At 71.3% G+C, this 13,755-nt stretch carries 14 protein-coding genes; 10 read left to right on the plus strand and 4 right to left on the minus strand.

Annotated elements, in window-relative coordinates:
* Positions 1 to 56: 56 nt before the first annotated feature.
* A complete protein-coding gene (locus ABZW30_RS33750) occupies positions 57 to 590 on the minus strand; it encodes a hypothetical protein (RefSeq protein ID WP_355675045.1) in 534 nt (177 codons plus the stop codon).
* Between the two features lie 509 nt (positions 591 to 1,099).
* Between ABZW30_RS33750 and ABZW30_RS33755 the strand changes: the two genes are divergently transcribed.
* Both ABZW30_RS33755 and ABZW30_RS33760 read left to right on the plus strand, forming a co-directional pair.
* Complete coding sequence (locus ABZW30_RS33755) at positions 1,100 to 3,508, plus strand: helicase C-terminal domain-containing protein (protein WP_355675046.1); 2,409 nt, start codon at positions 1,100 to 1,102, stop codon at positions 3,506 to 3,508.
* 119 nt (positions 3,509 to 3,627) lie between these two features.
* Complete coding sequence (locus tag ABZW30_RS33760; protein WP_355675047.1) at positions 3,628 to 3,753, plus strand: hypothetical protein; 126 nt, start codon at positions 3,628 to 3,630, stop codon at positions 3,751 to 3,753.
* Positions 3,754 to 3,780: 27 nt separating this feature from the next.
* On the opposite strand, the gene ABZW30_RS33765 is transcribed toward ABZW30_RS33760, so the two are convergent.
* Positions 3,781 to 4,266 (minus strand): hypothetical protein, encoded by a 486-nt coding sequence (locus ABZW30_RS33765; protein WP_355675048.1) that lies wholly within the window; start codon positions 4,264 to 4,266, stop codon positions 3,781 to 3,783.
* A 607-nt stretch (positions 4,267 to 4,873) separates the two neighbouring features.
* Here ABZW30_RS33765 and ABZW30_RS33770 point away from each other — a divergent pair.
* The 8 genes from ABZW30_RS33770 to ABZW30_RS33805 all read left to right on the plus strand — a co-directional run bounded on the left by ABZW30_RS33770 (position 4,874) and on the right by ABZW30_RS33805 (position 11,545).
* Positions 4,874 to 5,563, plus strand: coding sequence for a DUF6882 domain-containing protein (locus tag ABZW30_RS33770; RefSeq protein ID WP_355675102.1), 690 nt, complete (start codon positions 4,874 to 4,876; stop codon positions 5,561 to 5,563).
* Positions 5,564 to 5,780: 217 nt separating this feature from the next.
* Complete coding sequence (locus tag ABZW30_RS33775; protein WP_355675049.1) at positions 5,781 to 6,218, plus strand: hypothetical protein; 438 nt, start codon at positions 5,781 to 5,783, stop codon at positions 6,216 to 6,218.
* 54 nt (positions 6,219 to 6,272) lie between these two features.
* Positions 6,273 to 6,980 (plus strand): hypothetical protein, encoded by a 708-nt coding sequence (locus tag ABZW30_RS33780; protein ID WP_355675050.1) that lies wholly within the window; start codon positions 6,273 to 6,275, stop codon positions 6,978 to 6,980.
* Positions 6,883 to 7,917, plus strand: coding sequence for a hypothetical protein (locus ABZW30_RS33785; RefSeq protein WP_355675051.1), 1,035 nt, complete (start codon positions 6,883 to 6,885; stop codon positions 7,915 to 7,917). The genes ABZW30_RS33780 and ABZW30_RS33785 overlap by 98 nt, the downstream gene beginning before the upstream one ends.
* Positions 7,918 to 7,920: 3 nt before the next feature.
* A complete protein-coding gene (locus ABZW30_RS33790) occupies positions 7,921 to 8,043 on the plus strand; it encodes a hypothetical protein (protein ID WP_355675052.1) in 123 nt (40 codons plus the stop codon).
* A 190-nt stretch (positions 8,044 to 8,233) separates the two neighbouring features.
* On the plus strand, positions 8,234 to 8,986 hold the full coding sequence (locus ABZW30_RS33795; protein ID WP_355675053.1) for a hypothetical protein: 753 nt from the start codon (positions 8,234 to 8,236) through the stop codon (positions 8,984 to 8,986).
* Positions 8,983 to 10,278, plus strand: coding sequence for a nucleotidyl transferase AbiEii/AbiGii toxin family protein (locus ABZW30_RS33800; protein WP_355675054.1), 1,296 nt, complete (start codon positions 8,983 to 8,985; stop codon positions 10,276 to 10,278). Before ABZW30_RS33795 ends, ABZW30_RS33800 begins: the two co-directional genes overlap by 4 nt.
* 547 nt (positions 10,279 to 10,825) lie before the next feature.
* Complete coding sequence (locus tag ABZW30_RS33805; protein WP_355675055.1) at positions 10,826 to 11,545, plus strand: hypothetical protein; 720 nt, start codon at positions 10,826 to 10,828, stop codon at positions 11,543 to 11,545.
* Between the two features lie 253 nt (positions 11,546 to 11,798).
* Here ABZW30_RS33805 and ABZW30_RS33810 read toward each other — a convergent pair whose 3' ends face one another.
* Both ABZW30_RS33810 and ABZW30_RS33815 read right to left on the minus strand, forming a co-directional pair.
* Positions 11,799 to 12,956 (minus strand): ParB N-terminal domain-containing protein, encoded by a 1,158-nt coding sequence (locus ABZW30_RS33810; RefSeq protein WP_355675056.1) that lies wholly within the window; start codon positions 12,954 to 12,956, stop codon positions 11,799 to 11,801.
* Positions 12,956 to 13,522, minus strand: coding sequence for a ParA family protein (locus ABZW30_RS33815; protein WP_355675103.1), 567 nt, complete (start codon positions 13,520 to 13,522; stop codon positions 12,956 to 12,958). The genes ABZW30_RS33810 and ABZW30_RS33815 overlap by 1 nt, the downstream gene beginning before the upstream one ends.
* Between the last annotated feature and the right edge of the window lie 233 nt (positions 13,523 to 13,755).

Genomic DNA, 13,755 nt, shown 5'->3' on the forward strand with positions numbered 1-13,755 from the left:
GCAGACCGATACCGCTCCAGACCACTCAAATCACGCTGACCTGCGAAGACATCCGATCACGCCCGGTCGTGTGCCCGCCAACTGTCGAAACCGGGCACACCGGCCTGCGTCAAAGATTCGGTGAGCTGCGGATCGAGGTCGCGTGGCACGTAGGCGGGCAGGGTGTCACCACCGTGCGGCCGACTGGGACGCACGCCTGCAGCCAGCGCGTCGAGTTCCGCCATGGCGGGCCACGTCCGCCAGACCGGCGCTGCCGTGGGGCGGTGTCCTGCGGCAGCGCCGGTACCCGGGGCCTGGACGCGGCCCGGCGGTAGGTGGTTCCGTTTCCAGCGCTCGAGTTCCTCCACCGTGTAGTCGTCGCCCTCGGTCCCGTCGATGACCTTGTGGTGGGGTGGGCAGCGTAGGAGCAGATTCTCGAAGCCGTTCAGCTGTTCGCTGGTCCAGGAACGATCGTGGCGTTTGCCTCCCGGCTGTTTCGCGTGGATGTGCGCGATTTCTGAGTCAGGGACTGGTTCTCCGTTCACCAGCGTGGTCAGGGGACGATCGCAGCCTGGCCAGTGGCACCGGACTCCGGCCAGAGCCATGAACATGCCTATGTAAGACCTTTGACTCCACGTCGCCACCCGTCTTCTCCCCTCGCACGCGTGGATGGGTCGCCGAGGGTACCCGGCGGTGGGTGGCCACGAACCTGATCCGGCCCTCTCGACCGATCGACCCGAGACCGCGTGCGTGGTGCTGTCGGCCTCGCGCCCAAAGAGGATCACCAGCTGATCGGTTCTGCACGTCAGGTCGGGCGGCGGCTCACAGCGCCGAGAACCCGAACTTGGACACCACCGGGTCGAGCGGCGTGCAGTAGCCCGTTGAGCAGCAGGTCACAGCCGTCGAGGTGTTCGAATAGGTGAGAGGTGAAGACGTACCCCTTCTCCACCCGGAGGCCCCCGGAGATCCGCCGCTCGCGCTCCTGTTCGCGGAGGTGTTTCCAGCGGTCGTCGCACTCACCCCCGTTGGTACGCCATCCTGGTGCTCCCGGCCGGCTTCAGCAGGGCATGGCCGTCCTCGTACGTGGTGAGGTGTCCCCATCGGTAAGAAGAGCGGATCGGTGCTGGCCGCATGGCTGCGCGGTCTCGACGCGGCCGAGTTGGAGCGGGTCCTGGCGGTGCGCCCGGACGCCGCGTCGGCTCCGGAACCGCGGTCGGTCGGTGAACTGGCGGACCGTCTTCAGCGCCCGGCGTCGGTGGCGCTGGCGCTGCCCCGGCTCGCGCTGCCGTGCCTACAGGTGGCGGAGGCCGTCGCCGCACTGGCGGCCGTGTCACGGGACGATCTGGCAGGCCTCCTGGACGCGACGCACGGTGAACGCGCCCACCAATTGGCCGCCGTCCTGGAGGCGCTGGCCGATCGCGCCCTGGTGTGGCCGGACCACGACGGCCTGCTGCACATGGCGGCGCCGCTGCGGAACGCGTGGGGCTCGCCCCTCGGGCTCGACGCACCGCTCGTGCACCTGCTCGCGGGCGCGAACTCCGACGAACTGGGCCGCACCCTGGCGAAACTCGGCGTCGAACCCGTCGCCAGCAGAAAGGAGAAGCGGCTGGCGGCGCTGGTGGACCATCATGGCGATCCGGCCCGGGTCGCCGCGCTGGTGGCCAAAGCGCCCGCAGCCACCCGGAAACTCCTTGAGCGGCGGGCACGTGAGGCTCCGGACCGACCGGGCTTCATCATGTTCGGGGCTGCGCAGGCCGACTCCACGCCCGGCGAACAATGGGCGGTGGAACGGGGACTGCTGATCCGGGACCGGCACCGGTACGGTCCGGCCCGCATGCCCGCGGAGGTGGCACTCGCACTGCGCGGCTCCGACTGGCACGCCCCGTTCACACCCGTGCCGCCCGGCGTGCGGTCGGTGCCCGCCGCCGTCTCGGACGTCGAACGGGAAGCCGCGGCCGCCTCGATGGCGTTCGCCGCCCACGCCGTGTCCGTCCTCGGGGTGTGCGCCGCCGCTCCACCGGCCCGGCTCAAGGCCGGCGGGATCGGCGCCCGCGAGCTGTCCCGGATCGGCAAAGTGGCGCAGTGCGACGAGATCCCGGTACGCCTCGTGCTGGAGGCGGCGAGCGCGGCCGGGCTGCTGGCCCGGGACGGGGACCGGGTCGCGGCGACCGCGTCCTACGACACCTGGGCCGAGCAGGAACCGGCCGACCAACTCTCCGTGTTGCTCCGGGCCTGGTGGGCGCTTCCGCTGACCCCCGGCGGGAGCCGCGACGAGGACGGGAAGGCCCTGCCCGCGCTCGCCGGGGCACAGCCCTGCGGAGGCTGCGTCCAGGCCCGGCACGGGCTACTCGCAGCCGCGTCACAGCTCCCGGCCGGCGAAGGCGCGGCGAACCCGGCGGACCTGGGGGCGCTGCTCGTGTGGCTCCGCCCGCTCGTCGACGAACTTCCCCAGGACGCCACGCCGTTCGCCACCCTGATCCGGGAGGCGGAACTGCTCGGCGCACTCGCTCTCGGGGCCGTGTCCCCGATCGGGGCCGCCCTGCTCGCCGACGACGCCGAAGCGCTGACCGACGCCTGCCGACGGTTGCTGCCCGCCGCCAGCGCCACCGCCCGCTTCGGCAGCGATCTCACGGCCGTGGTCGCCGGTACGCCGTCGGCGCACCTGCTCGCACTGCTGGACTCCGTCGCGGACCGGGAGAGCGCCGGCACGGCGTCCGTCTGGCGCTTCAGCTCCGGAAGCGTCCGCCGCGCCCTCGACGCGGGCCTCACCCCCGACACCCTCACGGCCGACCTGGCCGCCGTCGCCGTCGAACCGCTCCCCCAGCCGCTCTCCTACCTGATCCACGACACCGCGCGCAGCCACGGCCGGGTGCGCGTCGTCGCCGCGGCCTGTGTGATCCACGGCCAGGAACCCGCCCTCCTCGCCGAACTGGCCGCCCACCGCAAGCTCGCCCCACTCGGCCTGCGACAGCTGGCACCGACGGTGCTGATCAGCCGGACCCCGCCGGACAAGACACTCGCGGCACTGCGCGCCGCCGGTTATGCGCCCATCGCCGAGAAGCCCGACGGGACCGTACGGATCGAACGGGCCCGGCACCACCGCGCGGCGAACCCGGTCCCGCCACCGCGCCTGCCCGGTGGCAGGTCCCGCACCCAGCAGACGGCCGCCCGCACCGCGAACGCGGGAACACCCGCCGACCTGCCCGCCCTCGCCGCCCGACTCCGCGACGCACCGCAGGACATCGCGCAGCCCGACCCGTACGACGGCCGCCCCTACGCCAGCGACACCGAGAAGATCATCGCCGGGTACGCGCGCAACCTGACCTTCACCGACGTCCGCCAGCTGGCCCACGCCGTCGACGAGAGGCAGGCCATCACGATCGAATACGTCGGCACCTCGGGCAACACCACCGTCCGCACCCTCAGCCGGCTCGAACTGGACGCTCCCTACCTCCACGCCTGGTGCCACCTGCGGGACGACGAACGCGTGTTCACCCTCTCCCGCATCCACGGGGTGATGCCCGGGTAGCCCGAGGTTCTGGGCGCAGTCCGACGACGGCGGCCCTGCCGGCTGCCGTCGACTGCCGCCGGGGGGCCGGTTCGTCCAGGCTCGATCCGATCAGCACCTTGGCGGGGACGGTGGGCAGGGTGAACAGCAGCAGGGACGGCCATCCGGTCTGGCAGGAGGCGAGGAAGACCGGGAAGAAGGCGGCGAACCCGATGGCGAGCAGGCTGCGGGGCGGGCGGCAGGTGCCCGAGGAGGCGCCTCGGTGATGGACCCTCCGATCCCCGCAACGACTGTCACCCGCCGGGACAGCGGTCCCACCAGTGCGGGCCGCGGGCCGGTACGTACTCGCTGCCGCCGGGCGAGTCGACGTGCTGCTGGAGCAGGTCGCGCGCCAAGGTGTCGAGCACCCGGACGAGTTCGAGCCGGCTCAGCAACTCCACCGGCAGCGCGTCGACGCCGTGCGTGGCACCGATCAGCGCCCCGGCGGTGGCCGCCACCGAATTGCCGTCCGGTGCGCGGGCCGCGAACCGCAGGGCCGCGTCCACGGTGTCGCGGCCGGGGAAGCGGGAGACCACGACGAGGGCACCGAGCAACGCCGAGGAGGCGGTCGCGTCCGGGGCGATCCAGGCGAGCTGCCCGGGGTCCGGGACGGCGACAGGCGCCTTCGCCAGGTCGAGAACCGTGTCCGGGCTCGCCGAGTGCGGCATGGCCAGGGAACGGACCAGCGCGTCGATCGGATGCTCGCCGCCCAGGCGGGAGGCCGCGCGCAGTCGGCGCAACGAGCGCAGGGCGGGGCTCCGGGATCTCCGGAACCTCGCCCTGCGAGAGTCATGTCAGGTCACCCCGCGGGCGGCCGGCGGGTTGCGGGGTCCGTTCGGGCTGGATGGTCCACTGCTGGTTGGCCTGTAGCTGGATCCCCGTGGAGGACCGGGCGACGTTGGAGGGAGCGATCGAGCCGACGTCCGTCGTGGTGGGCCGCGACGGGACGCTGTACGTCTTCGTGTGTCCGGACGATCCCGGTCACCCTCACCGGCTCAGCGTTCAGTGACGCCACGGCCCCGGAACCGGGCCATGCCTGTCCTCTCCTTGTGCTTACGCAACCCCGATGAACCTGTGCCGACATCGTTCTCCCAGCTCAGTGGCTGTTGATGCGCCATGGATGTCGACCTGCGGTTCCGTTGGGATCTGCTCGGCACACAGCTGTGCCGATGGGCGTGATGAGTCGGTGGACCTCACGTGCGACGGATCGCTTCAGGCGCCTGACGACCTCCTGGCGGGTCCCGGCCTCGGCGAGGCATCGCCGCAGGTGGCCGCTGGGTGAGTGCTACCCGATCCCGCCATAGCCCGACGGAACCAGCCGGTGATCGATTAGGGTCACGCTTCGTGATGAGCAACTTCTGTGACGCGTTTCTCCAGGAAGCGGAGCGGCACGCGGCCTGGGGCACTGCCCAGCTCGAGGCCTTGGATGCCGGTATCCCCGACGGTCCTTGGGACGTCGATCTCGACACAGGCGTCTACCGGCAGGGCGGCCGGGAGATCCGTGTGGCGGTCCTGGCCACCTACGATCTGTCCGAACGGACATGGATGTGGGGTTGGGCGAATCCGGGACTGCGTGGTGCGCCGGTGGTCGCCGCCACCGAGCGCGTGAGGGATTTCGGACGGGCTCACGGCCTTCCGGAGTTCACCGAAGAGGTTCTCGATCTGTCCGGTTTCGCGGATTCGCGCCGTGCCGCGGAGACGCTCGCCTTCGCCGCCATGGGCGTGACCGGTGCAGCCGGCTACCTCGGCGTTGAGGCGGGGCCCAGCACCCGGCTCTACCTGCTGCCGGACGACCCCCGGGCTCCGCTCGCAGGGGTCGATCCCGTCACCTTGCCGAGGATCCTGACCACCGGTGCGACTCTGATCGGGCGCTCGCCGCGGCTGGCGGTGAGCGGGTACTTCGATCACTTCCGGCTGGTCCAGCGGCAGGAGGAGACGGGCATCAGCGCCGACCTTCCCGACGGCGGTACCGTGGACGTCGGCTTTGACGGATCCGGGCGCATTGCGTCGGTCAGGGTGTACCCGGCCGGCCGCTGACCACGACAGGGGCCTGCTCCGATACGGACATCGGAGCAGGCCCCTCTGTTTCCTGCGTCTGGCCGGGTACCAGACCCTGTACCGCCTCCTCTGAATTCAGTTGGAGGACGCAGCGCATAGATCGATACATAAGGAGCATTCGAGGCGGCTTCCTGGTCTCCGGAGTGTCTGCAGTGGTTATTTGTGTTCAGTCATCTGAGCTGCAAAGGTGTGCAGCATGAAGATCACGATCACCGTGGAGAATCCGACCCCCGAGGCACTCGAGAAGCTGCTCGCCCTCGCCGCCATGCCGGCTGCTGTCGTGACCGCGGAGCCCGACGACCGCTGGACCCCGGAGCGGGCCCGCTCGTACCACGACCGCCTGCCGCCCCGCGCGCAGCAGATCCTGCTCCAGGTCGTCGAAGGTGAAGGCGATTGCGCTGCCGAGGAGTTGAAGGCGAACGGCCGAAGCCTGCGGGGATCCACCGGCGCGTTTCGCCGGGTGCTCTCAGAGGGCAAGCGGACCGGCCTCTGGCCGGACGCACTTCCGGTACCGCTGGTCTCCCACATCGTCGGCGGGCAGCTCAAGAAGCTCGAGATGCCAGGGCGCGGCACCGAGCGGTACGCACTCCCGGCCTTCGAGGAGGGCTTGAGCGATCTGCGCAGTGGTGGCTGACAAGAAGGTTCCGGTGTCATATCCGGGGCTCTGCTCGCGGATCCGGACCCGGCGGTGCGGCGGGCGGCCATTCCCCTGGCGGGCGGGATCGCACGGCTGCTGGAACGGTGGCGGGCGGAGACGGACCCGACGGTACGCATCCCGCTCCTGCTCGGCCTCGGCGAGGCGGTAGCCGGGGAAGCCAATGAAGCCGGGATGGCCGGGGAAGCCGGGGCGGACCAGGCCGGCGGCGCCGTCGACGACGCGCGGGCAGTGCTGGCAAGGATGCTGGAGGGTGACGACCTGGTGATGTGGGTCGCGGCCGTGCACGCATCGGCGGAATTCGACCCGGATCTCCCGGTACGGCAGATGGACCGGTTGATCGAGGTGTTCTCCGACATCGCGCTGCGACCACGGTTCGAAGAGGCCTGGTTCATCCCGGATTTCGAGGGCCCCTGGACCCGCGAGGACCTGGTCGGGCGGACAGCGTGGAGGCTCCGGCACGACCCCGAGGCCGAATGCCGCTTCGCCGTCCGGCTGGTCGAAACGGTGAACCTCACCGGGGACAGCCGCGCTGTGCCGGGAGGCACTGGACGTGGCATGGCGGATCCTGACCGAACGGCGTTCCGTGGAAGCGGCCCTGCTGCCGCCGGCTGGCGGGTTGCTGACCAGTCCGGACGCCGCCGTGCGGTTTCGAGCCGCGAACATCCTCGCGGTACTGGGCCCGGCAGCGGCCGGGTACGCCGACCGGCTTGCCGACCTGCTCGACGACAACGGGGCTGACGAGTGCCTCGACGGAACGGTCGGCGAGATCGCCCGCTGGGCACTGGCCCGGATCGGTGACCCGCGCGCCCTGCCGGGCCTGATCGAGCAGCTCCGTGCGCAGGAGGAGGAGCAGGGCCGCGGCTACTGCACGAGTGATCCGAGGCGGCCGGACGTCACGGACGTTCTGGTCCCGCTGCGGGCCCACGCGGACGTCCTGCTGCCCGCGATACGGGAGGCGATCCGGCAGGGCGGGGCCCGAGGCGGTGCGACGCGCGCGTTCCTCACCGTGCTGGAGGCATGGGGCGAGGACGGGCTGCCGGCCCTGCCCGATCTCCTGCCACTGCTTGCCGACACCTGGACCTCCCTCTATGTGCTCCGGATTCTGCTGGCCCTGGGGCCGGCCGCCGCCTCGGCCGCACCGGCCCTGCGCACCTGCGAGGTCCTGGACCACCCCGGCAACCACGCGCTGGTGGCCTGGACCGCCGCCTACATCGGTGGGGACCGCGCGACAACACTGCGGCTCGTCGGCGACGCCGTCACGACGGCGGAGGAACCCTGGTACGGGCCGATCGACGCCCTGGCCGACTTCGGCCTCGAGGCGGCCCCTTACGCGGACCGGGTCCGGTTTGCCATGGAGAACAGCACGTACTGGCCGCGCCTGACTGCCGCGATCACGCTCTGGTCGATCACGGGCCGGGTCGAACCGAGCATGCGGGTCCTGGAGGAGTTCGTGGTGCCGATCGCCGAGGGTGGCGACGGCTTCGGATTCTTCCGGGAAGCGCTCCAGGCGCTGATCCGCATGGGCGAGATCAGCCACACGATCCGGGGCGCGCTGCTGACGGTCCGGCAGTCGGAGCGCCGGCTGTGCGTGGACGGGGGATACCCGATGATCGTCCGTGACGGGGAGCTGCGCGCACTGGTCGACCAGGCCCTCGCAGGCAAGAGCTGTTCCTGAGCGTTGCACCGCACCGCTCGCACCGCCCTCGCCGGGCACATCGTCGACCACCGCACCCACAGCTCCCACTTCGAGGAGATCGTGGAACTCCTGCGACGGTACGGCGTCACCGCCGTATTCCGATGAAGCCGGGATCCCGGACCTCCCGACCCGACGTGAGCACGCGACAACCCGCCGGATCAGGCGTCACCCTGCCGCTCTGCACCGCCTGGGACCAGCCGGCAGCCCACCCGCCGATCACGTCGTGGCGTCGGGAGCCTCCGCGCGTACCGGGGCGGGCGAGTCGTTGTCACAGGGGCTTGGCAGGATGCTCCCCATGCTCGCGACCCACCCTGACCAGCGCCGTGACGACCGGCCCGACCGGCCCGACCAGCCCGACCGGCCCGCTCCTCCCGACGTCCGGGGTGACTTCGAGGTGCACCTGACCGTGGGGCCCGGTGCCGCCGAGGCGCTGGCCGCGTGGGCCGACTGCCACGGTCTGAAGTTCACCCACATCCTGCTGGAGCGCGGTGCGTCGCCCTCGCAGCCGATGCTCACCCTGCGCGCCGGCGGCACGCTGGAGCAGGTCGCCGCGGTGGCCTCCCGGATCACGGGCCAGTTGGGACGCGCCGGGTTCACCGTCCTGCGGGCGAAGATCGAGGCCACACCCTGGGCGGAGGGCGTCCCGGCTTCGGACGAGGACGCTGCGCCGCACGGGCCCGACCGGTACTTCGAGCACCACGTCAAGCTGTTGCTCCCGGCCCCGGTTCCCACGGCCGGCCCCACCCGCCTCGCTGAACTCACCGAGCTGGCCGTCCGGCACGGTGCGCATCTGTCGCGCAATCCGCGCCGGGTCCGCGAGGACGGTCGGCGCGAGTGGTTCGTGACCCAGCGGTGCCGCCTGGTCGGCCTGAACACCGCGGGCCGCCGGCTGGAGGCGCTACTGCTGGATCTTGCCGCCGACGGCCACGAGGTGGCGTCGGTGGAACGCGAGTTCGTCGTCCTGGACAGCGACGAGGCCCTGGACGCGGGGTGGATCACCGAGCACGGGCACAGTGCCGGGCCGTACGGAGAGGGAGAGCCGAGATGACCGAGGATCAGTCCCAGTCACCCGTGGCGTGGGAGGAACTGCGGTACGGGCCGTGGCAGGGCGTCCTGCTGCCGAAGCAGCCGCCGCTGGAGGACACCCGCGAGGACCGGGACCTGCCCAGGAGCGTCCTGCCGATCGACGACGAGGCGGTGAGCCAGCAGCCGGTCTTCGACCCCGCCCTCGCCGGGTACAGCCGGGCCCTTCGGCCCAGCGAACCCGCCTTCGCCGACCCACGACTCGCCGAACGCTGGCTCGACGCGCGGCGCGAGGCGCTGAACACCGTCCTGTCCGCCGTCGCCGGCTCGCAGTGGGCCGAGCACCTGGTGCTGCGCGGAAGCGTCCTGCTCCGAGCCTGGTACGGCGAGCAGGCGCGGGAGCCGGGCGACCTGGACTTCGTGGTCCGCCCGGTGGAATGGGAGCTGGAGGACGAACGTACGGACCGCATGCTCGAGGAGCTCGCCGCTGAGGCCGAACGCCTCTCGGGCACGGTGCGGCTGCACGCCGACCAGGCGGTCAGCGACGAGATCTGGACGTACAGCAGGATCCCCGGGCGCAGGCTCGTCCTGCCGTGGTCGGCACCGGGCGTCCCGGGCGGGACCGTCCAACTCGACTTCGTCTTCACCGAGCACCTGCCCGTCCCGCCCCAGCCCTACCGGCTCCCGGGCGTCACCGGCCCGCTGCTCGCCGCCACGCCGCAGCTCTCCCTCGCCTGGAAGATCCTGTGGCTGGTCTCCGACAACCACCCACAGGGCAAGGACCTCTACGACGCGATCCTGCTCTCGCGCACCGCCGAGGTGCCCTACGACCTGCTACGGCAGGTCTTCACCCAATGCGACGAGAGCTGGTCGCGCTGGCCGGTCCTTCCGCAGCAGATCAGCGGACTCGAGGTCGACTGGGACGAATTCGCCAAGGACTACCCGCAGTTCGTCGAACCCGTCGAGGAGTATCCGGCGCAACTGCTCGCCGCGCTCCACACGACCTTCGGCGACCGAGGTGAGTACGCACTGCGCGCCCAGTGGCTGGTGCCGCTGATCGACGAACTACGGGACGTGCTGGCGAGCGAGGGCATGGACGAGGTCCAACAACGGATGTTCCGACGTCACATGGTCCCGGACAACACCCTGGTGATCACCTGCGAACTGTCGGGCGGCGACCTCGACGACGCCCGTCGGACCGTCGCCGACCACCTCGGCAGCCGGTCGAACCGGATGACCCGCAAGCTGGCGGAGGCCGCCGACCGCTACGCCACAGGGCTTGCCGACGACCGGTCGGCGGGCGTCGTCGACGGCTGAGATCGAGCCGGGCCGCACCGTCGACCGTGACACCTGGCGCCGCGACGACCCCGAACCACCCGGGTAGCGCACCCGGCGGAGCTGCCGAGAGTGCGGCTCCATGGAACCGACCGAGGAGGAGAGCGCGGTGCAGGACCGGAGGACCACGCGGCGCGGTTGCGACAGCGCCGCTGCCCCGAGCGCAACACCGCCCCCGCCTCCCGCCTCCCGCCTCCCCACCCGCCCCTGCGGTCCGGCGGCCGAGGGACGGGGCCGGCCGGCGGACCGGTCCGGTAACCGTCCACCCGCGCAGACGCGATCGAGTAGTAGGTCGGGCCGGTCTGAGTACCCGTACTCAGGCCGGCCCGGCCGTGGCTGCCGGAGCATGGGGGCATGCGCCCAGCAGCGACCCCGAGGTTCGGCATCACCGCCGTCGCACCCGCTCTCCGGGCCGGCTCACGTCGCAGCGGCTCCAGGACGAGGTCACCGCGCGCATCCGCCATCAGCCGCGGCAGCCCGCTTCGTTAGAGTTTCACACCGTCATACTCACTTCCACGGGGATTCCTTCATGCGTACCACCTTTCTGCTGCGTGCGGTCGTGCCGACGACTGCGGCGCTCGCCCTGATGCTGACCGCCTGCGGGCCGGATCAGAGCGGCGGCGACTCCGCCGGCACCGCGCCGTCATCGGCCCCGGCCAGTGCGAGCGCGGCCTCCAGCCCCGGCGCCGACTTCGGCGGTCGGACGGACGGCACCAGCACGAGCGCGCCGACCATCACGGCTTCCACCTCCGTCCCCTCCCCGGCCGGATCGAGTCCGGGCGCCACCACGGGCAGCCGCTTCCCGGGCGCACTGGCCGTGGGCGCCAAGGCCCAGGGCACCTACACCGACCACGAGAAGGGCGACATCTCGGTCGGCATCGCCTTGACGGGCGTGGTCAAGGGCGACGTCGCCGACCTGGCCAAGTTCTTCAAGCCGGACGAGCTGGCCGGGAAGACGCCGTACTACGTGAACGTCACCTACACCCACACCGGTGGCAACGGGATCTACGAGCCCTACTTCAACCTGCAACTGCGGGCGATGGTCAGCGACACCGACCAGGCGCGCAAGGTCGACCTGCTCAGCGCCTTCCCGAAGTGCGAGAGCGACGTCCCGCAGGGCGGCAAGGACTTCGTCAAGGGCCAGAGCGAGCACGAGTGCGCGATCTACCTGGCGCCGGCCGACAAGCCGCTGACGTACCTGCTGTGGATCGACAAGAGCGGCACACCGCTCGCCTGGAAGGCGAGCTGACGATACCGCCGGTGTGGCGCGCGAGCCGGCCTTGCGTGCCACACCCGCTCGCGGAAGGTTCCCGGAGCCGGCCCCGGCGTCGGGCCGCCGAGCACGTGACCGGAGCGCACCGCGTCCCACGCGAGCGGAAGCAGCCGCCTGACCGCCGGCTTGCCGTGGCCGTCCGGGCACGACCTGCGGATCGCGATTCCTGCGCGTCGACATGCCAGTGCCCCTCCCCGCCTGGTCAGCGGGGAGGGGCAGCAAGGGCGTGTCAGCTGTTGGTCGTCAGCAGACGGTTGGCCAGCGCGTCCGCGAGGCGGTAGGCCTCGTCGGCCGAGAGGGTGCGACAGATGGCGTCTGCCAGCTCCTCGACGTTGTGCCAGTCGACGCTGCCGAGCTCCACCTGCGGGGCGGCCGTCGGCTGTTCATCCGACGGGGCCACGGCCCGCTGCTCCGGCATCGGGAGGGGCTCGGAATTTTCCGCGGAAAATCGGTCGGCGCTCGGAGCGGGTTCAGAACTCGGAAGCGGGCTGCGGGGAGCGGGCTCCGACGCGGCGGCGGGAGCCGGCGGCTCCGTCGGCGACGGCACCGGCTCAGCGGCCGGTCGAGCCGCAGGCGCAGCGGGCTGCTGCACCGTAGCCGGCTGCGGAGCCGGTGCGGCAGCAGGCGCCTTGGCCTCGGCCTTGGCCTCCACCCTCGCCGCGCGCTTGGCCGCGACGGCGTCGGCGTCGGCCTGGAGCAGGTGCTCCAGCTCCGACGTCTGCTCGGCCAGGGACATCCCCTCGATGCCCTTCACCGAACCCAGCCGACGCGCGACGTTGATGGAGACACCCTCCTCGCCGCGCGCCTTGGCCCGCACCTGGCGCTGCAGCTCCGGGTGGAGCTTCAGCAGGTTCTTGCGGTGCGAGATCCAGCTCTGGGACCAGCCCTCCGCCTCGGCCGCCTCCTTGGCGGTCGGGTACTGCGCCACGATGAGCAGGACGGCGTTGGCCTCCTCGATCGGGTCGAAGTCCTTGCGCGCCATGTTCTCGTCGAGCGCCGCCCGCAGCAGGGTCGCCTTGGACTCCGCCACCGAGTCGTCGACGACGACCAGCAGCTGCTCGCGCCCGTACAGCTGCGCTGCGGCCCGCCGGCGGTTGCCGTTGACGATGACCAGGTCCTGCGCTCCCGCGCCCAGCGTCTGCCGGTCCTCCGGCCAGAGGCGGAGGTAGGCGGCCGGGGTGACGGCGAGGCAGCTCTGCAGCTGGCGGTCCTTGATGCTCGCCAGGTCGGAGAGGTCGCCCAGTTCGTCACGCGGGTTGCGCGGGTTGGGCAGGCAGTTGGCGGTGGGGACCCACCGGGCCGGGGCGTCCTTGGTGCTGTCCACCCCCGGAGCGTCGACGACCGGGTCCGCGGCCATCGAGGCGAAGGAGACGCGACGGCCTGCCATCAGCGACCCCCGTACCCGAGCTCGAGGGACAGACGGAAGAAGTCCTCGCGGGCCCGGTAGGCGGTACCGCTCTCCTTGTACTGGGTGACGACCGTTCCCTCGGCCACCGCCCGGGAGTGGATCTTGTACCGGCGCAGGACGGTCTTGGCGCGGGGCCATCCCCTCGCGGCGATGTACGCCTCGGTGTCCTCGAGGTCGGCACGGCCGTCCCGGGGGTCCCAGTTGTTGACGACGACCCGGTAGGGGATGTCCATCGGCTCGATGACCTTCTGGATGGTCCGTGCCGTCGGGTCGAAGCACAGCGGCTCGGTGATCATCGGGACCAGGACGTCGTCCGCGATCTCCAGAGCCCGGCGAAGGATCTCCTCGTCGGCCAGGGTGCCCGGCGTGTCGATGAAGATGTGTTCGTACTCGTCCTTCGCGCCGAGGACGTCGAAGGTGCACGCGGCGAGATTGACCGTGGTGGTGGTCTTGCCGACGCCGCCCTTCTGGTTGGCGATGACGTGGATCTTCGCGCCAGTGTTCTTGAGGTGGACCAGCTGGTCGGCTTGGTCGTGTGCCGCCATGAAGTCGAAGGGCAGGTTGTCCCCCACCCGCTCGGCCCAGACGACCGCGGACCCCTGGGGGTCGGTGGACACGACAAGCACAGAGGGCTTCATGATGTTCCGTTCTCTCCGTGGGCTTCCCGGGCGGTGCGCCCGGTACTGCGGATGCCCGCCACTCAAAGCCGTGGGCGGCGGACAGGAACAGCATTCCAGATGATCGACTCGGAGCCTGACACGACCCGCGTGTGATGGAG

The organism is Kitasatospora sp. NPDC004669 (assembly GCF_040609455.1).
In the GTDB taxonomy this organism is placed as follows: Bacteria; Actinomycetota; Actinomycetes; order Streptomycetales; family Streptomycetaceae; genus Kitasatospora.

What these genes read in the sequence shown, in the direction of transcription:
- ABZW30_RS33750 (WP_355675045.1), bottom strand. Translation starts at nt 590, where the DNA reads ATGTTCATGGCTCTGGCCGGAGTCCGGTGCCACTGGCCAGGCTGCGAT.
- ABZW30_RS33795 (WP_355675053.1), top strand. Translation starts at nt 8,234, where the DNA reads ATGCTCGCGACCCACCCTGACCAGCGCCGTGACGACCGGCCCGACCGG.
- ABZW30_RS33805 (WP_355675055.1), top strand. Translation starts at nt 10,826, where the DNA reads ATGCGTACCACCTTTCTGCTGCGTGCGGTCGTGCCGACGACTGCGGCG.
- ABZW30_RS33770 (WP_355675102.1), top strand. Translation starts at nt 4,874, where the DNA reads ATGAGCAACTTCTGTGACGCGTTTCTCCAGGAAGCGGAGCGGCACGCG.
- ABZW30_RS33800 (WP_355675054.1), top strand. Translation starts at nt 8,983, where the DNA reads ATGACCGAGGATCAGTCCCAGTCACCCGTGGCGTGGGAGGAACTGCGG.
- ABZW30_RS33775 (WP_355675049.1), top strand. Translation starts at nt 5,781, where the DNA reads ATGAAGATCACGATCACCGTGGAGAATCCGACCCCCGAGGCACTCGAG.
- ABZW30_RS33815 (WP_355675103.1), bottom strand. Translation starts at nt 13,522, where the DNA reads ATGGCGGCACACGACCAAGCCGACCAGCTGGTCCACCTCAAGAACACT.
- ABZW30_RS33810 (WP_355675056.1), bottom strand. Translation starts at nt 12,956, where the DNA reads ATGGCAGGCCGTCGCGTCTCCTTCGCCTCGATGGCCGCGGACCCGGTC.